Consider the following 19555-nt stretch of genomic DNA (forward strand, 5'->3'; position numbering starts at 1 on the left):
CTCGTTAAGGCATCATTTCCAGTGGCACCGGGTACACGTTGTCCCGCGCGTCGCTGTCCTTGGCTAGAGCTACCCAGCGGTCAACATCCGCGTTGTAACGCTGGTAATGCCGCAGTTTGGTATTGAGCGTGCGGATGAATTTCTCCTGGGCCAGACCGTCCCAGCTCTTCCAGGTCTCTTCATCCAGGTTCAACACTTCACTCTGATAGGGCAGGTCTTCGAGGTACTCGCCGAGCACACCCATGTCCGCCAGTTTGGCTTTGCTGTTCTGCTTGAGCTGATTGGGATCGGCGCCCATGGTCGCCGCCACCGAGCGCAGGCGCTCGAACATTTCCGTCGGCGAAATCAGGCCTTCGTTGGCCGCATCGAGGATCTGCTTCATCACGTCGCTCAAGTCGCTGAGCTGAGACTTGGTCAGCAGCACCCGCACATCGGTGGTCGGGATGTTCTGCTTGATCAGGTCGCGGTCGGTGATCCACGCCTTGAACACCGGCGGAGCCTTGCTGTTGGTCTTCTCGCCGAGATAGGCCAGTTGCATGGCATGGCCGATCAGCGCCGCGTCTTCGAGCATTTTCTTCTCGGCCGGGTCCTGCTTGGCGTTCGCCGCGCTGCCGATGGCGTCTTCGCCCATGTAGGCGGCTTTCACCTGCGTCGTGATCGCGGCGGCCAGTGCGTCAACCTTGCGACCGAACTCCTGCACATCGCCGGCATTTACCGGGTAGTACAGCGAGGTGTTGGTGCCAGGGTAAGTCGACAGGTCCCGGTACTGCGCTTCGGCCTTGGCGTGGTCCTTGGCCCCGGCCGGGGTTTTCAAGTGCAGCGTATAGATAGCTACACCCGGATTGGCGGCCTCGATACGCACCTGCGCTGCGCTCAACCCGGTCTTCGACAGTTTGTCGTCGCCCTCGATGGCGCCCGCATCGGTGATCAACACCACGTAGCGCGCACCGAACTGGCTCCAGTCGACCTTGTCGATGCTCTCCATGACGCCGGCAAATGAGTCCTCATCGAAGCTGCTGCTCGATACGTTGGCCTGTTTGAGGTCGGCGATCTTGGCGAAAAAGTCGGCGCTGTCTTTCACCTTGGTAGGGTCGGCGTACATTTTGGTGGTGTATTCCAGCCCCGGCACCGCTTGGGTGTTGGAACGGAAAGCCACCATGCCGAACTTGACCTGCTTGCCGAGATTCTGCGCTTCGATTTTCTGATAAACCTTGCGGATCGCCTCGCGGGTGCGGTCGATGTACGGGTCCATCGAGATCGTCGAGTCGATGACAAACACCACCGCCGCACTGAATTCCTTCAACTGGCTGGCCGTTTTGTCTTCGGCTTCCTTGCCGCCGGCAGCGCTGTTTGCCGCACCGCCCTTGGCCGTCTTGTCATCCGGTTTGCTGACCGACGCGACGTTGAGCAGGCGCGTGCGGAAACCGCTTTCGGTCATGACTTCTTCGCCACTGAGCACCGGCAGCAGGTAAAACTGCTTTTGCAGGTCGACGAAGTATTCAGGTTCTTCGGCCAGCACGCCGGGTGCTTGCTGGCCTTTTTTCAGCGTGGCCCGCAGCGGCGCGACTTTGCTGACCGGGTCTGGCGCATCCAGGATGCCTTCGACAGTGGCGCGGTCCTTGAAAAACAGCAGCCGGTCGCGGTTAGCCGGGTTGGTGAACGCCAGCGTCAGCTGCATTTTCCAATCGGTGGTGCAGCCGGCAGGTAACCAGCCAATGGTTTTGCCGTAACTGTCGGGGCCGACTTTCAGCCATTCGGCGTTGTTCGCTTGCGCGCGCTCGTACACATAAAAGCGGCTGAAGACCGGTTGCTCGTCGTCTGCCGCGCCGCCCGCCGTCGGGCTGATCTTGCAGCCCGGCGTGGTCAGTACGCGTTGGAACAGGGTCTTTTTACCGGCCTGGATCAGCGGTTTGTCATCGGCCTGGGACAGCGGGCTGATGCACAGTGCCAACAAGGCGGCACTGCTCAGCAGGAATCGACTCACGGGCGAACGCATCACTTCTGCAACTCCTCGAAGCGCTGCTTGGCTTCGGCGTTGTTCGGGTCCTGCGTGAGGATGGTTTCGTACCAGTAGGCGGCGGTGGCGTTGTCCGCGACCGGGAAGCACTCGCTGGCCTTCAGGTATTTCGGGTCGTATTCGCGGGCATAGGCGTTGGCGATCAACGCGTCACCGGCCTGGGCACGGTTGGCGTACAGACGCTGGGCGATGCCACAGTGCTTGCCGGCCTTGGCTTGGTTGATGATCTCCAGCAACTTGGCACTGTCGGGCGCAGCCTTGATGCAGGTCTGGACGAAGGTCAATTCGGGCAGGCTGTTCATGCTCTCGAGGGTGCAGGCCTGTGCGTCGGCGCCGGCCGGCGCGGCAGCAGGGGCTGCGGCCACCGGAGCGGGTGCGGGAGTGCGTTTGTAGAACCAGAATCCAGCGCCTGCTGCCAACAGCAACACCACGACCATCAACAGGCCGATCAGGCCTTTGTTGCTTTTCTTCGCCGGTGGCGGCGGCGGTGTCTCGACGGGGTCGGCGAATACCGGCTCCGGTTCCGGTTCCACTTCTGCCTCGGCGGGCGGCAGGACCAGTTCCGGCAGGTCAGGGATCTCCGGTGCCGGTGCTACCGGTGTCGTCAGGTCGGCGCCGCCGTACGTCGAGCGCGTCTGGCCGCCAGCCGTGGAAGCCAGCAGGTTGTTGGCCGGAAGTATCACGCCTGCGTCGACATGGCCCAGGCTCTGTTCGCGAAGTTCGATGCGAAATTGCGAGTTGCCGCTGCCTTCCAGCAATGGGTCAACCACGTCCGGGCCAACCTGAGTTAACAGGAATTCGCCGTTGGCGGTGAAGCGCGAGACTTTGAACCAGAACGGATTGTTGCTCCAGGCCTTCTGGCCCTGAAGGTAAAAACCGTCCTGGTTACGCTGAATGGAAAACTCCAGCTGTTCCTCGCCACCCTGCCATTTCTTTACGGTGAGGCGGGCCTGGCCAGGCACATTGGGCTCTAAGGCGAGCAGGTCGACACGAATTGGCATTGCTTATCTCGCTGCGAAGGCTGTGAGCACTTTGCCCAGCCGTTCGTTCTGTTCAGGGGTGATTTCGCGCCCGGCGCCATGGCCGGCATTGTCCTGGGTGATGTAGGCAAGGCCCGAGAGCCAGTCACCCAGATACCGCTGCGCCTGGTTCGCCGGTTGCGGCGGCAGCACCGGCACTTGTCCCGGACTGATGTCGGTATAGAACGAGAACAAGGGCAACTTGGCACCGGCCCGGCTGTTCGGACGTTCGCTTACCGGCTTCTGGATGTAGCCGAACCAGGAGACGAAATCGCGCAATACACGTTGCACTTCCAGTACCTGACGCTCGACCAGTTGATCGCGGCGCGCGCCACTTTGCGCACGCTTGAGGACCGCACGGCTCAGTTGCCCCGGCAAGTCCTGGCGGTAAGCGGCGGTGATCAGTTCGTCGACCACCGCTTCGAGCAACGCCTTTTCCAGCCCGAGGAGGTTGAGCAGACTTTGCCGGGTGGTCAGTTCACGCAGGTGCGCGATCCAGGCCTTGAACGCGGCTTTGGCGAAGCGGTGCTCGTTGCTTTGCAGCTCTGGCACCGGAGTACTGGCTTTGCTGCTGACCGGTGTGCTGTCGTGACTCAGGTCGTCGCCGAAATCGAAATCAAAACCGGCGTCGTTGCCGTACAGGCTCTGGCTCGGTGTCGGCGCGACCGGTTCGTCGGTCACGGTAGGCTCGTCATCGGTTTCGTACACGCCGCTGAGGTACAGGTCGCGCACCTCTTCGCTCGGCATGTCGAGTTGATCGATGAGCTCGCCGAGCACCGCCGGACGACGGCCCAGGCCCGTGAGTATCATCTGCGCTTGCGCTTTTTTCGCCGCTGCGGCGCCGTCACCGTCGGCGTAATACCAGGTGCTCAGGCCATGCGTAGTCAGGCCTTCGAGGCATTCGCTCAATTGCTCGCGGATGCGCTGCAATTTGAATTCGAGGTTGGCAACGCCAGTGAAACTGCCGCTGAAGTGGCTGATGCCACCGTCATCGTTGCGCAGCATTTCGGCCCAGGCGTTGGCCGGGTTCTTGATGTGTTTGCACACCAGGTCGTTGCTGGCGAAGCTTTCGCCCAGCGCTTTGACGCGATCTTCATAGCCGCCATTGAGGCCGGTTTCGGCACCGTTCGCGTCTTGCCCGATGAACGCCGCGTCCATGCGCGGCTTGCGCACCAGGAAGGTGTTCTGGAACGGTGTCCCGGCCCAGTCGTTCATCCAGCTCAGGCTGCCGAAGCGCTCCAGCATGGTCAGCTTGACCATGCCGTTCCAGCTCTCGTCGTACTGATCAGGTGTCAGGCTCAGGGAGTTGCTGATGCGCAGGTCGAGCATAGTCAGCGCCCAGATCAGACCAGTATCGCGTTTCGCGCGAGCGGCCGAGTCGGCGCCCTGGGTCTTTTCGATCCAGCGTGTCAGCACCGGGCCAACGTCGTTGACGTCGCTTTGTTTAGTCGAACCGGTGCAAACCACCAGCGCGTTCATTTCCTGGTTGTCGGTGTAACGCTCGAACAGGTAGGCGACCTTGCCCCGCAGAATCAGTTGCGAGACGGAGTTGTCCTTGGTGGCGGACTCGGGATCGTTGGAATCGGCGATTTCGTGCAGCTTTTTGCGCCCGCGATAACCGGGGAAATCCAGCAGGTCGACCTGATTGACGATTTCGTCGACCGGCGCTTCGATCAGGCGGAAGGTCATTTCAGCGGTCAGTGCCGCCAGTTGCGCGACCGGGATGCCCTGACTGTTTTGCAGACGGCCACCCACCCATGGTCGAACATCGATCGGCAAATCCAGCGGGCTACCGAAGCGTTCGAGGATGTCGACGTTCATGATGCTGTCGCGCTGGCTGTAGGTGTCGTTTTCGAAACTCACCAAGGCCTTCAGGGGCGCGAACACGGTTTCGGGCAAGCCCAGCTTGTGCAGCGCGCCGGCCAGTTGCTGATACACGCGCGTCAGTTCGCTTTGCTCGCCCCAGAGGATCGAAAACAGCTCGGCCCGTTCCTGGAAATTCAGGCGCGGCGCCAGTTGCAACGCCTTGGGCCAGTACAGGTGCTCCAGCTTCTTCACTGAGTTGCGGAAGTTGTCGCGCAGGTAATCCCACAGCGACACCAGATCGTCGGCGTTGACGCCCGTTTGCATCGGCCCGGTTTCGCGACCTTCGAACGGTTTGAGCACGCGCTGGATACGTTCTTCGTCGATCTCGTAGGAAATGCGTTCAAGGTCGAAATCCTTGAACCAGGAGTTGGCGAGAATCTTCGCCAGCTCGATTTCCTTGAACAGCGTGAGTTCGACCGGGAAATCATTGTCCTGGCTCGGCGTGGCGCGGCGGCTGAAGCGCGTCACCAGGCCGGTGGCTTCCTTGCCGCCACCCACCGGGTTGATGTGCTTGATGAAGTCCAGGCGCTGGCCACCGAAGTCGGTCTCCAGTTTGCCGTTCTGACCAGCAGCGAGAGCCGAAATCAGGTAGGACTTGCCGGCCTGCGACAAGCCGAAAAAGCCGATGGTCATTGGCGTGCAGGCCACGCGGCCCAGGCTGTGAGCCAGGTTGCGGGCACGGTGCAGGCGGATGTTCAGGTTGTCGGCTTCGCTGTCCAGGCGTGGCGCATTGCCGCGCGTCTGGCCAATCCAATCCAGCGCCTGACCGGCACCTTCATAAACAGCGGCCCAACTGTTTGAGAGCTGATGTTGTTCGGGGGTCAGGTCGTTCATTTGCGTTTCACACTTCCACTGTCGAGCCAGTACTTGGAATCGTTCAGGCCGGCGTCGAGCATGGTGTTGAGCTCCAGCACGAGGTCGCTGCGCGGGTTGAAGTTGACATTATTGCAGTTGGATTCGATGTCGCGAACCGAGAGGAGATCGCTGACCAGATCCTGCTTGCGCGTGTATTTGTCCGCCGGCTTGACCTCGAATCGCACCTTGAGCAGCGGCGCGCTGCCGTTATCACCGATGGCACGGGAAAACTTCACCCGACCGACTTTGGTGAAGCGCAAGGTGTACAGCGGCGACGCGGCCCAGCGATCGGCAGCCAACTGGCGGAAACCGAGGCGCAGGTCGCCTCGCATTTCCAGTTGCGGCGTGTCGGCGGTATCGCCCACGCCGATCACCGGCAGCTTGATCTTGTAGTCTTCGGACTGGATGTCGCGGTACAGCACGTCGGCATCCTTGATCACGTTGTTCAGGTCGATGACGCCGATGTGCTTGACCGTCGAATACGGCTTGAGTGCCGAAGCACGGAAGTAGAAATTCGGCACACTGTGGTTGGCGCACAGCAGGCAAAGCATGGCGCCCACCGAGGCGGTGCTTTTCGGGTCGTCGATCCGACCATTTTTATGGAACGGATACCAGCCGCCCGTGCGGTAGTTTTGCAGCGCCAGAATGCGCCCCGGCGGCAGCGGCAACACCTTGCGAATGAACGCCTGGATGCCGGGCAGGCGCGACGGGCGGCCAGTCAGCAGCAGCACGTCGCACGGGTAATGCGCGACCACTTCACACAGCGCCCCAAGAATCTTGGTGATGTTGATCTGGTCGTTGAGAAATGCGGCATGAAGCTTTTGCAGGTCGAAACTGATGGGTGCCTCATACACGTCGAAGCCGCTCTGACTGCCGACATCGCGGCGTACGGCGGCATTGACGTAGTCGAGCACGGTCTTGCTGATCGCGTTGTCACCCAGCAATTGGCGGTAGCTTTGCGGGGTGACTTCCTGCGGGACCTGCGGATCGTAATGCTCGTAAGCCTTGAGCAGCGCCAGGCCCAGCGGTGCGAACACCTGCAGGTTCAACTGCTGGCGCAGGATCATGTCCTGGGCGCTGACCGACTCATCGCCGCACAGCCGTGACATCAACGAATCCGGCGCTTTTACGCCGGCGTTCTGCAAGGCTTTCTCAAAGCTCGGCAGGATGAAGTCCTGAATTACGTCCAGCAGGATGTCGTCGCCGGCCACTTTGAACCCGTCGCGGAAACGCTGCTCGGGCACGATGTGCACGTTACTGCCACTGCCGGTGTTGCCGGCGCGGTCGAGGCGATAGTCGGTGATGACCAGGTCCGTGGTGCCGCCGCCGATGTCGATGGTCGCCAGGGTAATACGCTCGCGGTCGGTCTTGTCGGGCCGGGCGATGGTGTCGAAAAACTCTTCCGGGTGACCGGCGAAGTTCTCGTTGACCTCGGTGTACAGGTACACCAATTGGCCGCAGGAAGCTTCGTCCCATTCCACACGGATGCTCGGGATCGGCGTGCGCGGGCTCAGGGCCTGGTCCTGATGCGGGTCTTCCTCGCCGGCGTGCCAGCCGAGGCTCTTCCAGACCAGGCCTATGGCTTGCAGCATGCGTTCGTTGAGGATGCTGCGCTCAGCTTGCGGCATGCCCGGCGGCACGGTCAGGGTGATGCTGTTGAGCTGGCGCGGTACGCGGGTGTGCCCCTGGCGCGAGCGCTGGGCCGGGCTGTTGATTTGCGACAGCGCCTGGGCCAGCACTTCGGCGAGCATGAAGGTCATCAGCGAGCTGCGCGAATAACGCGGCATGAACACCGGCAGGCGATCGTCTTCTTCGAGGCTGTAAAGCGCTTCGCCGGTTTCATTGATCAGGTGTGAGAACGGCGCGGCGGTAGCGTAGGGCTCGTTATCGGTCTTGATGTACGAGCAGTTGAACCGCCAGCCGTGGCCGTAGGCGTTTTCGTCCCACAGATAACGTTTCGGGCTGGACAGGCCCGTGGAGCCTTCGGTGCCGCGACGACGGCTGGCCAGACGGCTGGCCTCGTTGCCGACACGGGCAATCGTCGCCCACTGGAAGGCATCATGACGGCCGCTCTTGACCGAGCAGTGGTCCTTGCCGAAATACGCCTGGGCAAATTCCACGCGACTTTCGAACGGCAGGTTGTAGGTGTGCTCGGGGGTGATCAGGTCGCGCAGTTCCAGCACGTAGTTCTGCTTGAGCCCGGAGCCGGCCTGACCATGGTTCTCGATCAGGATGCCGCAGGTACGCGAGTTGCCGACGTCCAGCACCAGGTCCACCGGAATCGGTTTGACCAGGCCGTTGCTGTCGTTGGCGACCACTTTCAGCTCGGGGATCTCGACTTTCGGGCGAGCCGTCGACTGCTGTGCGGCAGACGGCTTGCTCAACAGGCTGAGCAAATTCAGGTAATGCGCCAGGTGATAGTTGGCGCGGATATCGATGTCCAGCTCTTCGCGCGAACGGTGGGTATTGCCTTCGTTGAACACTTCCAGCAGCCATTCATTGACCCACGGCTGGGCCAGGAACCAGCGGGTTTCGCTGGCCTTGGTCGCCAGTTTGAAAGACACGCCGGAGCTGATGTCTTCTTCGTTCGGCGCCAGGTAGGCGGTGCCGTCACGCTTGGGCATCACGCGGCTGTCGAAGGCCATCGTCAGGCGGTGGGTGTTGCCGTCAATGTCTGGCGTGGCCAGTTTCACCAGGCGCATGCGCGACCAGTTGGTCGGGCCTTCGTCGAAGCGATGCGGCGGCATGAAGCGGAAAAACGGGGTCGGCAGCCAGACACCGTCGAGCAATTCGAGGCTGCTTTTCATGTCGACGCTGAACACAGGCTTGGCCTTTTCGACCTTTTCCGGTTCAGGTTCGTAGAAAAAGAAGTCTTTCTCTTCGTTGTACGCCAGACGGCAGATCAGCCCGCTGATCATCGGTGCGAACTCGCCCGCCGGTTCCTTGCGGGGATCCAGGCGCAGGGCGAAATCCATGAACTGGATGCCGGTGTCGCTGACCAGCGTGACGGTGTCTTCGAATTGGGTGACTTCAGGCAACATGTCGGGTTATTCCGTTTTTATTCGGCCACGTGCCGCATGGACATGGGGAATTGTTCTTTGCCGTAACCGCCGGTGCAGTCTGCGACTGTAGTCGCCCCTTTGCGGCAGTTGACCTTGGGCATGTCGTAAGTGCTGCCATCGCCACATACGGCTTGGCCCTGACTGTCGATGGCCAGGCTGCCACCCTTCATGGTAGCGCTCACTGGCCCGCTGCACTTGGTGCCGTCGGCCTGGTGCACGGTGACTTCGCCCTTGCCGTCCTTGAGTTGGTACTCCAGGCGCAGCGGTTTGCCGGTGCGACGATCCTGAATGCCAGCACCGGCGCGGAACTGACCGTCGAGGAACTTGGCGGCACCGTCAGCGGCGTCTGGCGGAATGCTCAGGGGAGGGCCAGGTTTTGCGGCGGCGGATTTTTCTGCCTCGGATGGTGAGACAGCAGGCGGAGCGGTTTTGTTTTCAGGTGCCGTGGCCGGCGATTCGGCTGCCGGGTCTTTGGCCGGGTCTTTGCCCTGATCTTTGCCTGGATCTATGCCTGGATTTTTGCCCAAGTCGGCGCTCGCGGCATCAGCCTCGTTACCCTCGACGGCTGGCGCTTCGACACCATGAGTCCCCGTCACGGCGGTGCCGGTGGTGGTCCCTGTGACAGTGCCTGTCACGGGGACGCCATTCAATGTCGTGGCATTGCCGGTCAATGGTGGCTCTTCCAGTTGTCTTTCAACGGGCACGACGCCCTCTGGAAGCAGATCAACCGCCACCCGTGGAATCGGCACGCAACCGCGTAAACCCAAGAGTAGCCACAACAACAGCAGCAAGAAAGGCAGCAGCAACAGCCACCACCAGCGTCGCCACCACGGGCGAGCCACCACTGGCACGATCGGCGCGACAACGGGCGCTGCTTCGACCACGGGTGGCAGGGTGAACACGGGTGCAGCCTGAGTCAGGCAGTGCAGGGGATCGCGGTTACGGTCGGTGCCCGCGTGCTCGAAACCCCAAAAGGTCAGTACCGGTTTGCCTTGCACCAGGTAGACGAAGTTTTCGTCAGGGAAATGAATGACGCGCTTTAGCAACTTGCCGAACACGGCTTTGTCGCCTTGCTGCTGTTCGGCCGGATCAGTGCCCAGGTAGCGTTGGCTCAATTCGTCGAGCGCTATCTTCAAGGATTCAAGTTGGAGGCGGGCAGGGGCGCGTTCTTCTTCGGTCGCGCTGCTCCAGGGGATGACATCGCCGTCGAGGCCGCTGTACCAGTCGATCTGGTTGCCGAGCTCATCGCTCTGAGGGATGGCCAGATGATCGACCATTTCGGGATTCTTGCGACGAATGGCTTCGCGCAATTGCAGGGCCGCCCGGTAGACCGGTTGACCTGTTTCGCCCAGGGCAGTGAATGACCCGCTCTTACCGCTGCGTAATAGTGCCCCGCGCATTCAAACTCCATATGTATCGTTGCGCAAATAATGACAGACAAAGGTGTCTGTTCTTGCTCCTGCAATTAGCTGGCGACCTTAATGTCATAATGATGTCGCCGTCAATTAGCGGAGGTCCAAAACCGTATGAGACTAGCGTAAGTGTGCATAGGTTGCATGAGGTCATTTTGGACTTTATGAAATCCTTCAATTTGCACTCGGCCGGTACTGCAATGCCTCGGCCAGGTGCTCGCGCTTTATCTCATCGGTTTGCTCAAGATCAGCCAGCGTTCGGGCTACTTTAAGCAGCCGATGTGCGGCTCTCAGCGACAGCGTCAATCTTTCACAAGCGGATTCCAGCCAGTTTTCGTCGGCTGTGGATAACGTGCAATGCTTGCGCAGGCCCGGCAGATCGAGGAACGCATTGGCGCAGCCCTGGCGCTTGTGTTGCCGTTCTCGTGCGTCAGCCACTAGCACCGCTGCGGTGGCGGTGTCGTCGCCGGGTTTGAGCGCCGGATTCAATGCAGTGGCTTCCCTCGCAACGGTAAGGTGTAAGTCGATTCGGTCCAGCAGCGGACCTGACAGTTTGTTGCGGTAGCGCTGGACCATGTCCGGCGTACAACTGCATTTGCCACTCGGTTCGCCAAGATATCCACAGGGGCAGGGATTCATCGCCGCGACCAATTGAAAGCGGGCGGGGAATCTCACGCGGTCCTTGGCCCGGGAAATCACGATATGACCGGATTCCAGCGGCTCCCTTAACACCTCCAATACTTTGCGATCGAATTCCGGGAGTTCATCGAGAAACAGAACGCCGTGGTGGGCGAGGGTGATTTCGCCGGGTTGCGGTTTCGATCCGCCGCCGACCAATGCCGGCCCGGAAGCTGAGTGATGAGGTTGGCGGAACGGTCGTTGTGGCCAATGGCTTAAGGGCACGCAACTGGAAACTGACTGGATTGCCGCGACCTCCAGTGCCTCATTTTCAGCCAGTGGCGGTAACAATCCCGGAAGACGGCTGGCCAACAACGTTTTCCCAGTCCCCGGCGGCCCGCTGAACAACAGGTTATGTGCCCCTGCCGCGGCAATCAGCAAGGCGCGTTTGGCCGAGAGTTGCCCCTGCACTTCATTGAGGTCGGGATAGGGTTTGCTGGCGTAGAGCAAACCATTGGAAACGTAAGGCTCGACCGGTGTGTGCCCATTAAAGTGCGCGACCGCTTCCAGCAAATGATCCACCGCGATCACCTTAAGCCCTGAGGCAAGGCATGCCTCTTCGGCATTTGCCCGCGGTACCATTAGCGACCGCCCGGCCTTGCGCGCAGCCAATGCCGCCGGCAATACCCCACGCACGGCTCGTACCGCGCCCGACAGCGCCAGCTCTCCCAGACACTCCACATCATCCAGCGTCAACGTCGGCACCTGCACACTGGCAGACAGAATCCCCAAGGCAATCGCCAGATCAAACCGGCCACCGTCCTTGGGCAAATCCGCCGGGGCGAGATTCAACGTGATGCGCCGCGCCGGGAATTGCAGCCCGGAATTGATGATCGCTCTGCGTACGCGGTCCTTGCTTTCCTTCACCGCCGCCTCCGGCAAACCGACCATGGTCAGGGATGGCAAACCGTTGGCCAGGTGGACTTCAACGGTAACGGCAGGCGCATCCACGCCGATTTGGGCGCGGCTGTGGACGATGGAGAGGGACATGGTCGTTCCTTGAGTGGTACGGGGGCCGCTTCCTGCGGGTTTTAGAAGGGTAGTCGTGGAGTCTGGCTGGAGAGGTGGGAAATCTTCGCAAGATATTGCAGGTTCGCATGATCTGTAGCAGCTGGCGCAGCCTGCGTTCGGCTGCGCAGCAGTCGTAAATTCGACAGGCAAAGTTTACCTGACACACCGTGTACTTTGATTACGACTGCTGCGCAGCCGAACGCAGGCTGCGCCAGCTGCTACAAAGGTTGCGTCGGGGCTGGTACTGGGTGCAATCCGCTGCATGGACGTTGGTTTTGTAGGACTGTGCCGAGATACATGAGGGACGTCGGCCAAAGCGCACGGGCGCTCTTGTGCGCTCGAGGGAGCTGCTTATGATCACAGCAGATCAAACCCTCAGGAGGGAAATGAACACAAATGGAATGCGGCCGATTCATCCCGGCGAAATCCTTGAGAAGGAGTTTCTTGAGCCGTGGGGTATTTCGGTGGCTGATCTTCAGGGCCGGGTGCGGATGTCCCCGTTTGAATTGCGTGAGTTGATGGCGCAGAACATCCGTGTCGGCCCTGAACTAGCCAAGAAGCTTTCCATTCACCTGAACACCACAATCGAATTCTGGCTGAATCTGCAATCGACCCACGATGTGCGGATCGCCGAAATTGGCCGTGGTTGAGCTTCGGAAGCTCAAAACGATTGGAGTACTCGCGAAGCACGCTTCCACCATGGTTCGTTCACCGCACAGTGTGATCGTTCTTGGTCCGGTAGTACGTGTGGCACATCCTGCAGCCGAATCCACGGCTGGTTATTCCAGTGCAGCAAACTCAATGACATCTGCGGCCAGTTCAGCAGGCTCAGGATCGGGCGTTCGGTTGAGGTGGGTTGTTGGGCGTCTCGCAGGGCGGGGACGACTTCGTGTGTCAGCCATTCACGCAGGGCTCGGTATTCGGGGCAGTAGTGGTAGATCAGTAATGTGTAGACGCCGGATTCGCTGATCAGCAGGGTGTTTTCGATGACGCCGTGGATGAGCATTCGTGCGGTTTGACGCTGGTCGGGGGGCGAGCTTTCGGACGGTGCGTTCGTCGAGGAAGAGTCGGAGCAGTCGGCCAAGATCACGGGCACTGAACCAGGCCTGGTTTTCGAGGAGGAGGGCGTGGAGGCTGAGTTTGTGGCGGGTGAAGACGTGGGGGATTAGATAGTTTTCATTCATGGTGCAATTCTCGGGGTCGAGTGAAGAAAACTGCTTCTGATCGTCGCCAAACGAAAAGGGTGGCAGCTGTGCGCGGGTTGGCGAACCGGTGACGCCCGAGAACCGGCAGACCCGAAGGTCTCCCACGCATAGCCGCCATAATTCGAGATGGAATGAATTCCTCGGTCGAAAGTGGTCGTAGTGCGTCGGGGTCTTCCGGGTCGCCAAACCCAGAGCTGAATATTCAGCAGAAGGTGAGCTTAGGAACCGGAGATTTGCGGCGCAATCGGACAGCGGTGTGATCTTTGTAGGACGTTGCCGAGATGGTGGCGTGGCGCAAGATCAGAAGATCACAGCCTTCGGCAGCTCCTACAGGAATGGTCTGTCTAGCGTGGGATGCCAGGTAGACGGAGGCGACCCCATTCGCGGGCAAGCCCGCTCCCACAGGGGATCGCATTGCACAGGGGGGGCTTGGGGCGTTACTCAGCCGGTGGATTGAGCTTCGCTTCCAGCTCCGCCACTTTCGCCTCAAGACTTTCCAGCCGTGCACGGGTGCGAGCCAGCACAACCATCTGACTATCAAATTCTTCCCGGCTGACCAGGTCGAGCTTGCTGAAGCCGCTCTGCAACAACGCCTTGAACTGGCTTTCGATTTCGCTTTTCGGCAGCGGGGTTTCGCCGCTGAAGAGGCGGGAGGCGGTGCCCGTCAGGGCGTCGAGGAAGTCTTTGGGCGCGAGCATGATGAGTGTCCTGGAAACAATGGCGGGCAGTGTATCACGCAGTGTCTATAGTCAATTTCGGCTGGCAACCAGCGCACGCTTTTCGCGCATGCGGACGGACGGTGACGCACTGTTGTTGTGCGTTAATTCCGGAGTAATTAAGGGCGGTGGCTTGCAGTATTGGCCAAGGGATTGAATTCAGTAGGTTTTGGCGAGATGGCAAGGTTTCTGCTTAGTGACTGTTAACCCATGCACTGATGCAGTCGCTGTGACGAATGCAGTGCGCCAGGCGAAACGGGGGAAGTGTTTCGTACGGGGTGGTTAGCTGGGGTCGGACGGGCATTCAAGGCCGACGATGCGTTACAAAGCCAGGCACTGCGCTTAGACTTGAGTCGGGTTTGTTTTCCTGGGGCAAGTCCACCAATTCGGGAGAGAGTTTTCATGAAGCTAGTCACTGCCATCATCAAGCCGTTCAAACTGGACGACGTACGCGAGTCGCTGTCCGAGATCGGCGTGCAGGGCATTACCGTTACTGAAGTCAAAGGCTTCGGTCGGCAGAAGGGTCACACCGAGCTGTATCGCGGCGCGGAGTACGTGGTCGATTTTCTGCCCAAGGTGAAGATCGATGTCGCCATTGATGACAAGGATCTGGACCGGGTTATCGAGGCGATAACCAAGGCCGCCAACACCGGCAAGATCGGTGACGGCAAGATCTTTGTGGTGAATCTGGAACAGGCGATTCGCATCCGTACCGGCGAAACCGATACCGACGCGATTTAAGCCGCCACAAACCCAACGCCCCAGGAGAAAACAATATGACTCTGCGTAAATTCGCAGGGCTAGGAGCCCTGTTGTCCCTCGTAATGCCCGGCCTGGCCATGGCGGCAGACGAAGTGGCTGCCCCAGTCCTCAATTCCGGCGACACCGCCTGGATGATGACCTCTACAGCCCTCGTGCTGTTCATGACCATTCCCGGCCTCGCGCTGTTCTACGGCGGCATGGTTCGGTCCAAAAACATTCTTTCCGTGATGATGCAGTGCTTTGCCATTACCGGTCTGATCAGCGTCCTGTGGGTCATTTATGGCTACAGCGTCGCGTTCGACACCACCGGTATGGAACAGGGCGTCGTCAACTTCAACTCCTTCTTCGGCGGCATGGGTAAGGCGTTCCTCGCCGGTATTACCCCGGCCAGCCTGACCGGGCCTGCGGCATTGTTCCCTGAGGCGGTGTTCGTCACCTTCCAGATGACCTTCGCCATCATTACCCCTGCGCTGATCGTCGGTGCCTTCGCCGAGCGGATGAAGTTCTCCGCCATGCTGATCTTCATGGGCGTGTGGTTCACCCTGGTTTACGCACCGATTGCGCACATGGTCTGGTCCGGTAACGGCGGCCTGCTGTGGGACTGGGGCGTGCTCGACTTCGCTGGTGGCACCGTGGTGCACATCAACGCCGGTGTGGCCGGTCTGATTGCCTGCCTGGTACTGGGCAAGCGCAAAGGCTTCCCGACCACCCCGATGGCACCGCACAACCTCGGTTACACCCTGATGGGCGCCGCCATGTTGTGGGTTGGCTGGTTCGGCTTCAACGCCGGTTCTGCCGCCGCGGCCAACGGTACTGCCGGTATGGCGATGCTGGTGACCCAAATCGCAACCGCCGCCGCTGCGATGGGCTGGATGTTCGCCGAGTGGATCACCCACGGCAAACCAAGTGCACTGGGTATCGCATCTGGTGTGGTCGCCGGTCTGGTCGCTATTACGCCGGCCGCCGGCACCGTGGGCCCGATGGGCGCTCTGGTGATCGGCCTGGCAGCGGGCGTGGTGTGCTTCTTCTGCGCCACCACCCTGAAGCGCAAACTCGGCTATGACGATTCCCTGGACGCGTTCGGCGTACACGGTATCGGCGGTATCCTCGGCGCGATCCTGACCGGTGTCTTCGCTGCTCCATCCCTGGGTGGCTTCGGTACGGTCACTGACATCGCCGCACAAGTCTGGATTCAGTGCAAAGGCGTGGGCTTCACGGTGATCTACACCGCGGTCGTCACCTTCATCATTCTCAAGGTCCTGGACGCTGTCATGGGCCTGCGGATCACGGAAGAAGAAGAAGCTGTCGGCATCGATCTGGCACTCCATAACGAACGCGGCTACAACTTGTAAGACGCGCGTAAAAAATTTGCCCGGCTTGCCGGGCATTTTTTTGTCCGGAATTTGTCAGTGAAGGAGCTGCTGAAAGGTTTTTTCGTACACGTTCAGGTTTGTTTACGACGGGCGTTTTTCTGCGGCCAATGGCTTACATGATTGAAGGAATATTAGGGCCTTTGTTTTTTCCCAGAGCGCGCTAGAATGCGCCCCGAACGTGCGGAGAACTGTATGTGGCAACAGACTCTGATTACTCTGCGGGCAAGGCCCCGGGGCTTTCATCTGGTAACGGACGAGTTACTCGCCGGCCTGCCTGAACTCAAGGCGTGTCGGGTCGGTCTTTTGCATTTGTGGCTACAGCATACCTCGGCGTCGTTGACCATCAACGAGAACGCCGATCCGGCGGTACGTCGCGACTTCGAACGGTTTTTCAATCGTCTGATCCCACAAGGAACAGACGGCTATGAGCATAACGACGAAGGCCTGGACGACCTCCCGGCGCACTTCAAGGCCAGCGTGCTTGGCTGTCAGCTCAGTTTGCCGATCTCGGCAGGCCGACTGGCGTTGGGTACCTGGCAAGGCGTTTATCTGGGCGAGCACCGTGATTTTGGCGGTGCCCGTAAAGTCCTTGCCACCGTGCACGGTGAAGAGGCATGAACCGCTGGTCACCAGCGGTTATTGAATTTTTCCGGCGACTGTCGACAGACGGTAAAGCTGGGCTATAACTAATCTGCTTTTCGCAAGAGTCATGAGGTAGAACATGAGCGACGATGATCTGGAAAACGACGACCTCGAAGTAGGCGACGACGACGAAACCGAAGAAGGTCTGGAAGCAGCGGCCGAAGACGTCGCTGAAGACGATGGCGGTGATGCGCCCGTTCCGACTGCAAAAGGCAAAGCCAAGGCTGCGGTATCGGTCGATGAGCTGCCGAGCGTTGAAGCCAAAAACAAGGAGCGCGATGCTCTCGCGCGGGCCATGGAAGAGTTTTTGGCCAAGGGCGGCAAGGTGCAGGAAGTGGAGGCCAACGTGGTCGCCGATCCTCCCAAGAAGCCTGATAACAAGTACGGCAGCCGGCCTATCTAAGCGCCTGCCACTTGCTTGCTGAAAAAGCCCGCCGTCGCTGCGGGCTTTTTCATGGGTGGTGCAAAAGCCTCAAATGCAGCGAAGAACCCTGTGGGAGCGGGCTTGCTCGCGAAGGCGTCGTGTCAGTCAGAATTGATGGCGACTGATACACCGCTTTCGCGAGCAAGCCCGCTCCCACATTAGATCCGGGTGGTCTCAGGATGGGAGTTGGGAATTCCACAGCGCCAACAACGCCGGCAATTCGGTCAAACTGCGAATCTCGGCATCTGGAGCCTTCTCCGCTTCCCACGCTTTTCCTTGTGGGTTAAACCAGATCGCTCGCATCCCCGCCTGCTGGGCGCCAGCAATGTCATCACCCGGATGATCGCCGATATGCACCGCCGTATCGGGTGTGGCCCCTCCGCGTTGCAGTGCTTCATGAAACAGACGTGCATCGGGTTTGGCGATGCCGATGTCTTCGGCGCACAAGGCAAACTTGAAGTAATCCGCCAGCCCTAATCGGCGTACATCGGCGTTGCCGTTGGTGACCACGCCCAAGGCGTAGTGTTTGGCCAGCATCTGTAGCGTCGGCTCGACTTCGGGGAACACGTCGATCTGATGCCGAGCATGCAAAAACACTTCAAAGCTTTTATCGGCAAGATCGTTTGCCTGGTCATGGTCGTAACCGGCCTCTTCCAGTGCATGGAACAACACGCGGCGACGCAACGCGCTGATGCGATGCTTGAGGCCTGGCTCATTGCCCAGGATTCGCTCGCGGATCGCCCACAAATGCTCCACCGGCACCGCTCCAAGGCTCGGCGCATGCTCGGTCAGCCATTCACGCAATACGGCTTCGGCGCTGAGGATCACCGGGGCGGTGTCCCACAAGGTGTCGTCGAGGTCGAAGGTGATCAATTGCAGGGTCATGAGTCGTCGCCTTTCATGCGTTTGGCCCGTGGATGGGCGCTGTCGTAAACCGTGGCCAGGTGCTGGAAGTCCAGGTGGGTGTAGATCTGGGTGGTCTTGATGTCCGAGTGGCCAAGTAATTCCTGCACCGCGCGCAGGTCCTGCGAGGACTCGAGCAAGTGGCTGGCAAAGGAGTGTCGCAGCATGTGCGGGTGCAGGTTTTGCCCCAGCTCGCGCTCGCCAGCGGCTTTGACCCGAACCTGAATGGCCCGGGGGCCGAGGCGCCGGCCTTGTTGGCTGACAAACACCGCGTCGTCCGCAGGGTTGGTCATGGCCCGCAACGGCAGCCACTGTTCCAGCGCTTCGCGAGCCTTTTTACCCACAGGCAGCAAGCGGGTCTTGCTGCCCTTGCCGAGCACTTGAACCATGCCATCGGCCAGATCCAGCTGATCCAGATTGAGCCCGGTCAGTTCGGAAAGGCGCAATCCCGAGGAATAGAACAGCTCCAGAATGGCCTGGTCCCGTCGCGCCAGGAAATCATCCTCGACGGCGCCTTCCAGCAATTGCAGCGCGCGGTCGGTGTCGAGGGTTTTCGGCAGGCGACGCTCACCCTTGGGCGGCGCCAGACCGTTGGCCGGGTCGTGGTCGCAAAGGCCTTCGCGATTCAGATAGTGATACAGCCCGCGCACCGCCGATAACAGTCGCGCCAGGCTACGCGATGACTGGCCTTGTGCATGCAGGCGGGCGATCAGGCTACGCAGGCGCTGGATGTCCAGCGCGGCCCAGCTGTCGATGTTCTGTTTAGCGCACCAGCCCAGCACTTTGTCGAGGTCGCGGCGGTAGGCGTACAGCGTGTGAGGCGACACCTGTCGCTCACTGCGCAGGTGTTCGCAGTAAGCGTCCAGTTGCCTTTCCATGATCAGCGGACCGAGCGCAGGGAGCTGTTGACCCGTGGCAGCACTCGGCCCATGACTTCGGCGATGTAGCTCAGGAACAAGGTGCCCACCGAGCTTTTGTAGTGCTGCGGATCGCGGCTGGCGATGGCCAGGATGCCGTGGATGCCTTGATAGCTGATCGCGACGACGGCGGTCGAGCCGATCTGCTTGCGCTGTTCCTCGCCAAACAGGAAGTCCAGTTCGTGTTCACGCAGGCTGCCGCTGACGCTTTTGTCTTCCGAGAGCAAGCCGCCGATGGCCGTTTGCGCCTCGGCGTGAGTCACCCAGCGGCCCACCGGCATCGGATTGTCGCCCAGCAAAATCAGGCTGACAAAAGGCACCTGGAAGTCCTGGCGCAGGCTGTCTTCGACGCTGATCACCACGTCTTCCAGGCTGCTGGCGTCCATCAGCGCGAGAATCAGACGGCGGGTCTTGTCGAAGAGGCGGTCGTTGTCGCGGGCCACGTCCATCAAGTGCGAAAGGCGATGGCGCAACTCGATGTTGCGATCGCGCAGGATAGTCATCTGCCGTTCGACCAGCGAGATGGTGTCACCGCGACGGTGCGGGATGCGCATGGCCGGGAGCAGTTCTTCGTGCTCGATGAAGAAATCCGGATGAGCCTCCAGGTACGCGGCAATCGCCGCCGCCTCAAGGCTTTCGCTAGGGGCTTCGTCGGGCTGCAGGGCGGGAACCTGGGGCTTGTCGGTCATGGGT

15 protein-coding genes and 1 pseudogene are annotated in these 19555 nt (G+C 60.2%); 5 read left to right on the top strand and 11 right to left on the bottom strand.

Annotated features, from left to right (window positions below):
• Window positions 1-4: 4 nt before the first annotated feature.
• The 6 genes from BMS17_RS12860 to BMS17_RS12885 form a co-directional block, all read right to left on the bottom strand.
• Window positions 5-1996 carry a vWA domain-containing protein gene (locus tag BMS17_RS12860; protein ID WP_077431044.1) on the bottom strand — a complete coding sequence of 664 codons (1992 nt, stop codon included), beginning with the start codon at window positions 1994-1996 and terminating at the stop codon, window positions 5-7.
• Complete coding sequence (locus tag BMS17_RS12865; protein WP_046030637.1) at window positions 1996-3018, bottom strand: hypothetical protein; 1023 nt, start codon at window positions 3016-3018, stop codon at window positions 1996-1998. Before BMS17_RS12865 ends, BMS17_RS12860 begins: the two co-directional genes overlap by 1 nt.
• Window positions 3019-3021: 3 nt before the next feature.
• A complete protein-coding gene (locus BMS17_RS12870; protein WP_046030635.1) occupies window positions 3022-5736 on the bottom strand; it encodes a putative virulence factor in 2715 nt (904 codons plus the stop codon).
• Window positions 5733-8798: a virulence factor SrfB gene (locus tag BMS17_RS12875; RefSeq protein ID WP_077431045.1), complete on the bottom strand. Its 3066-nt coding sequence runs from the start codon at window positions 8796-8798 to the stop codon at window positions 5733-5735. The genes BMS17_RS12870 and BMS17_RS12875 overlap by 4 nt, the downstream gene beginning before the upstream one ends.
• Before the next feature lie 17 nt (window positions 8799-8815).
• Window positions 8816-10219, bottom strand: coding sequence for an SrfA family protein (locus BMS17_RS12880; RefSeq protein WP_046030630.1), 1404 nt, complete (start codon window positions 10217-10219; stop codon window positions 8816-8818).
• Window positions 10220-10405: 186 nt separating this feature from the next.
• Window positions 10406-11899 (bottom strand): YifB family Mg chelatase-like AAA ATPase, encoded by a 1494-nt coding sequence (locus BMS17_RS12885; protein WP_077431046.1) that lies wholly within the window; start codon window positions 11897-11899, stop codon window positions 10406-10408.
• A gap of 374 nt (window positions 11900-12273) precedes the next feature.
• On the opposite strand from BMS17_RS12885, the gene BMS17_RS12890 reads away from it, so the two are divergent.
• On the top strand, window positions 12274-12570 hold the full coding sequence (locus tag BMS17_RS12890) for a HigA family addiction module antitoxin (protein ID WP_371916697.1): 297 nt from the start codon (window positions 12274-12276) through the stop codon (window positions 12568-12570).
• Between the two features lie 11 nt (window positions 12571-12581).
• On the opposite strand, the pseudogene BMS17_RS12895 reads toward BMS17_RS12890, so the two are convergent.
• Window positions 12582-13104: pseudogene (locus tag BMS17_RS12895) on the bottom strand (Bro-N domain-containing protein).
• Window positions 13105-13562: 458 nt separating this feature from the next.
• Window positions 13563-13823 carry an accessory factor UbiK family protein gene (locus BMS17_RS12900; protein WP_046032213.1) on the bottom strand — a complete coding sequence of 87 codons (261 nt, stop codon included), beginning with the start codon at window positions 13821-13823 and terminating at the stop codon, window positions 13563-13565.
• Between the two features lie 420 nt (window positions 13824-14243).
• On the opposite strand from BMS17_RS12900, the gene glnK reads away from it, so the two are divergent.
• The 4 genes from glnK (at window position 14244) to sutA (ending at window position 17021) form a co-directional block, all read left to right on the top strand.
• The gene (gene glnK, locus BMS17_RS12905) at window positions 14244-14582 is read left to right on the top strand and encodes a P-II family nitrogen regulator (RefSeq protein ID WP_002555808.1); all 339 of its coding nucleotides are present in this window, start codon (window positions 14244-14246) and stop codon (window positions 14580-14582) included.
• Window positions 14583-14617: 35 nt separating this feature from the next.
• Window positions 14618-15955 (top strand): ammonium transporter, encoded by a 1338-nt coding sequence (locus tag BMS17_RS12910; RefSeq protein ID WP_046032214.1) that lies wholly within the window; start codon window positions 14618-14620, stop codon window positions 15953-15955.
• 213 nt (window positions 15956-16168) lie between these two features.
• A complete protein-coding gene (locus BMS17_RS12915; protein ID WP_008030499.1) occupies window positions 16169-16594 on the top strand; it encodes a secondary thiamine-phosphate synthase enzyme YjbQ in 426 nt (141 codons plus the stop codon).
• Window positions 16595-16697: 103 nt separating this feature from the next.
• Entirely contained in the window at window positions 16698-17021 is a 324-nt protein-coding gene (gene sutA, locus BMS17_RS12920) for a transcriptional regulator SutA (RefSeq protein ID WP_008050867.1), read from the top strand.
• Window positions 17022-17216: 195 nt separating this feature from the next.
• Here sutA and BMS17_RS12925 read toward each other — a convergent pair whose 3' ends face one another.
• From BMS17_RS12925 to BMS17_RS12935, 3 genes are read right to left on the bottom strand one after another with little or no spacing between them, the layout of a single operon-like run.
• Window positions 17217-17927 (bottom strand): HAD family hydrolase, encoded by a 711-nt coding sequence (locus BMS17_RS12925; protein WP_046032215.1) that lies wholly within the window; start codon window positions 17925-17927, stop codon window positions 17217-17219.
• Window positions 17924-18823 carry a tyrosine recombinase XerC gene (xerC, locus tag BMS17_RS12930; RefSeq protein WP_046032216.1) on the bottom strand — a complete coding sequence of 300 codons (900 nt, stop codon included), beginning with the start codon at window positions 18821-18823 and terminating at the stop codon, window positions 17924-17926. The genes BMS17_RS12925 and xerC overlap by 4 nt, the downstream gene beginning before the upstream one ends.
• A gap of 2 nt (window positions 18824-18825) precedes the next feature.
• On the bottom strand, window positions 18826-19551 hold the full coding sequence (locus BMS17_RS12935; protein ID WP_046032217.1) for a DUF484 family protein: 726 nt from the start codon (window positions 19549-19551) through the stop codon (window positions 18826-18828).
• Window positions 19552-19555: the final 4 nt, after the last annotated feature.

Source organism: Pseudomonas sp. C9 (genome assembly GCF_002000165.1).
Classification (GTDB): Bacteria; Pseudomonadota; Gammaproteobacteria; order Pseudomonadales; family Pseudomonadaceae; genus Aquipseudomonas.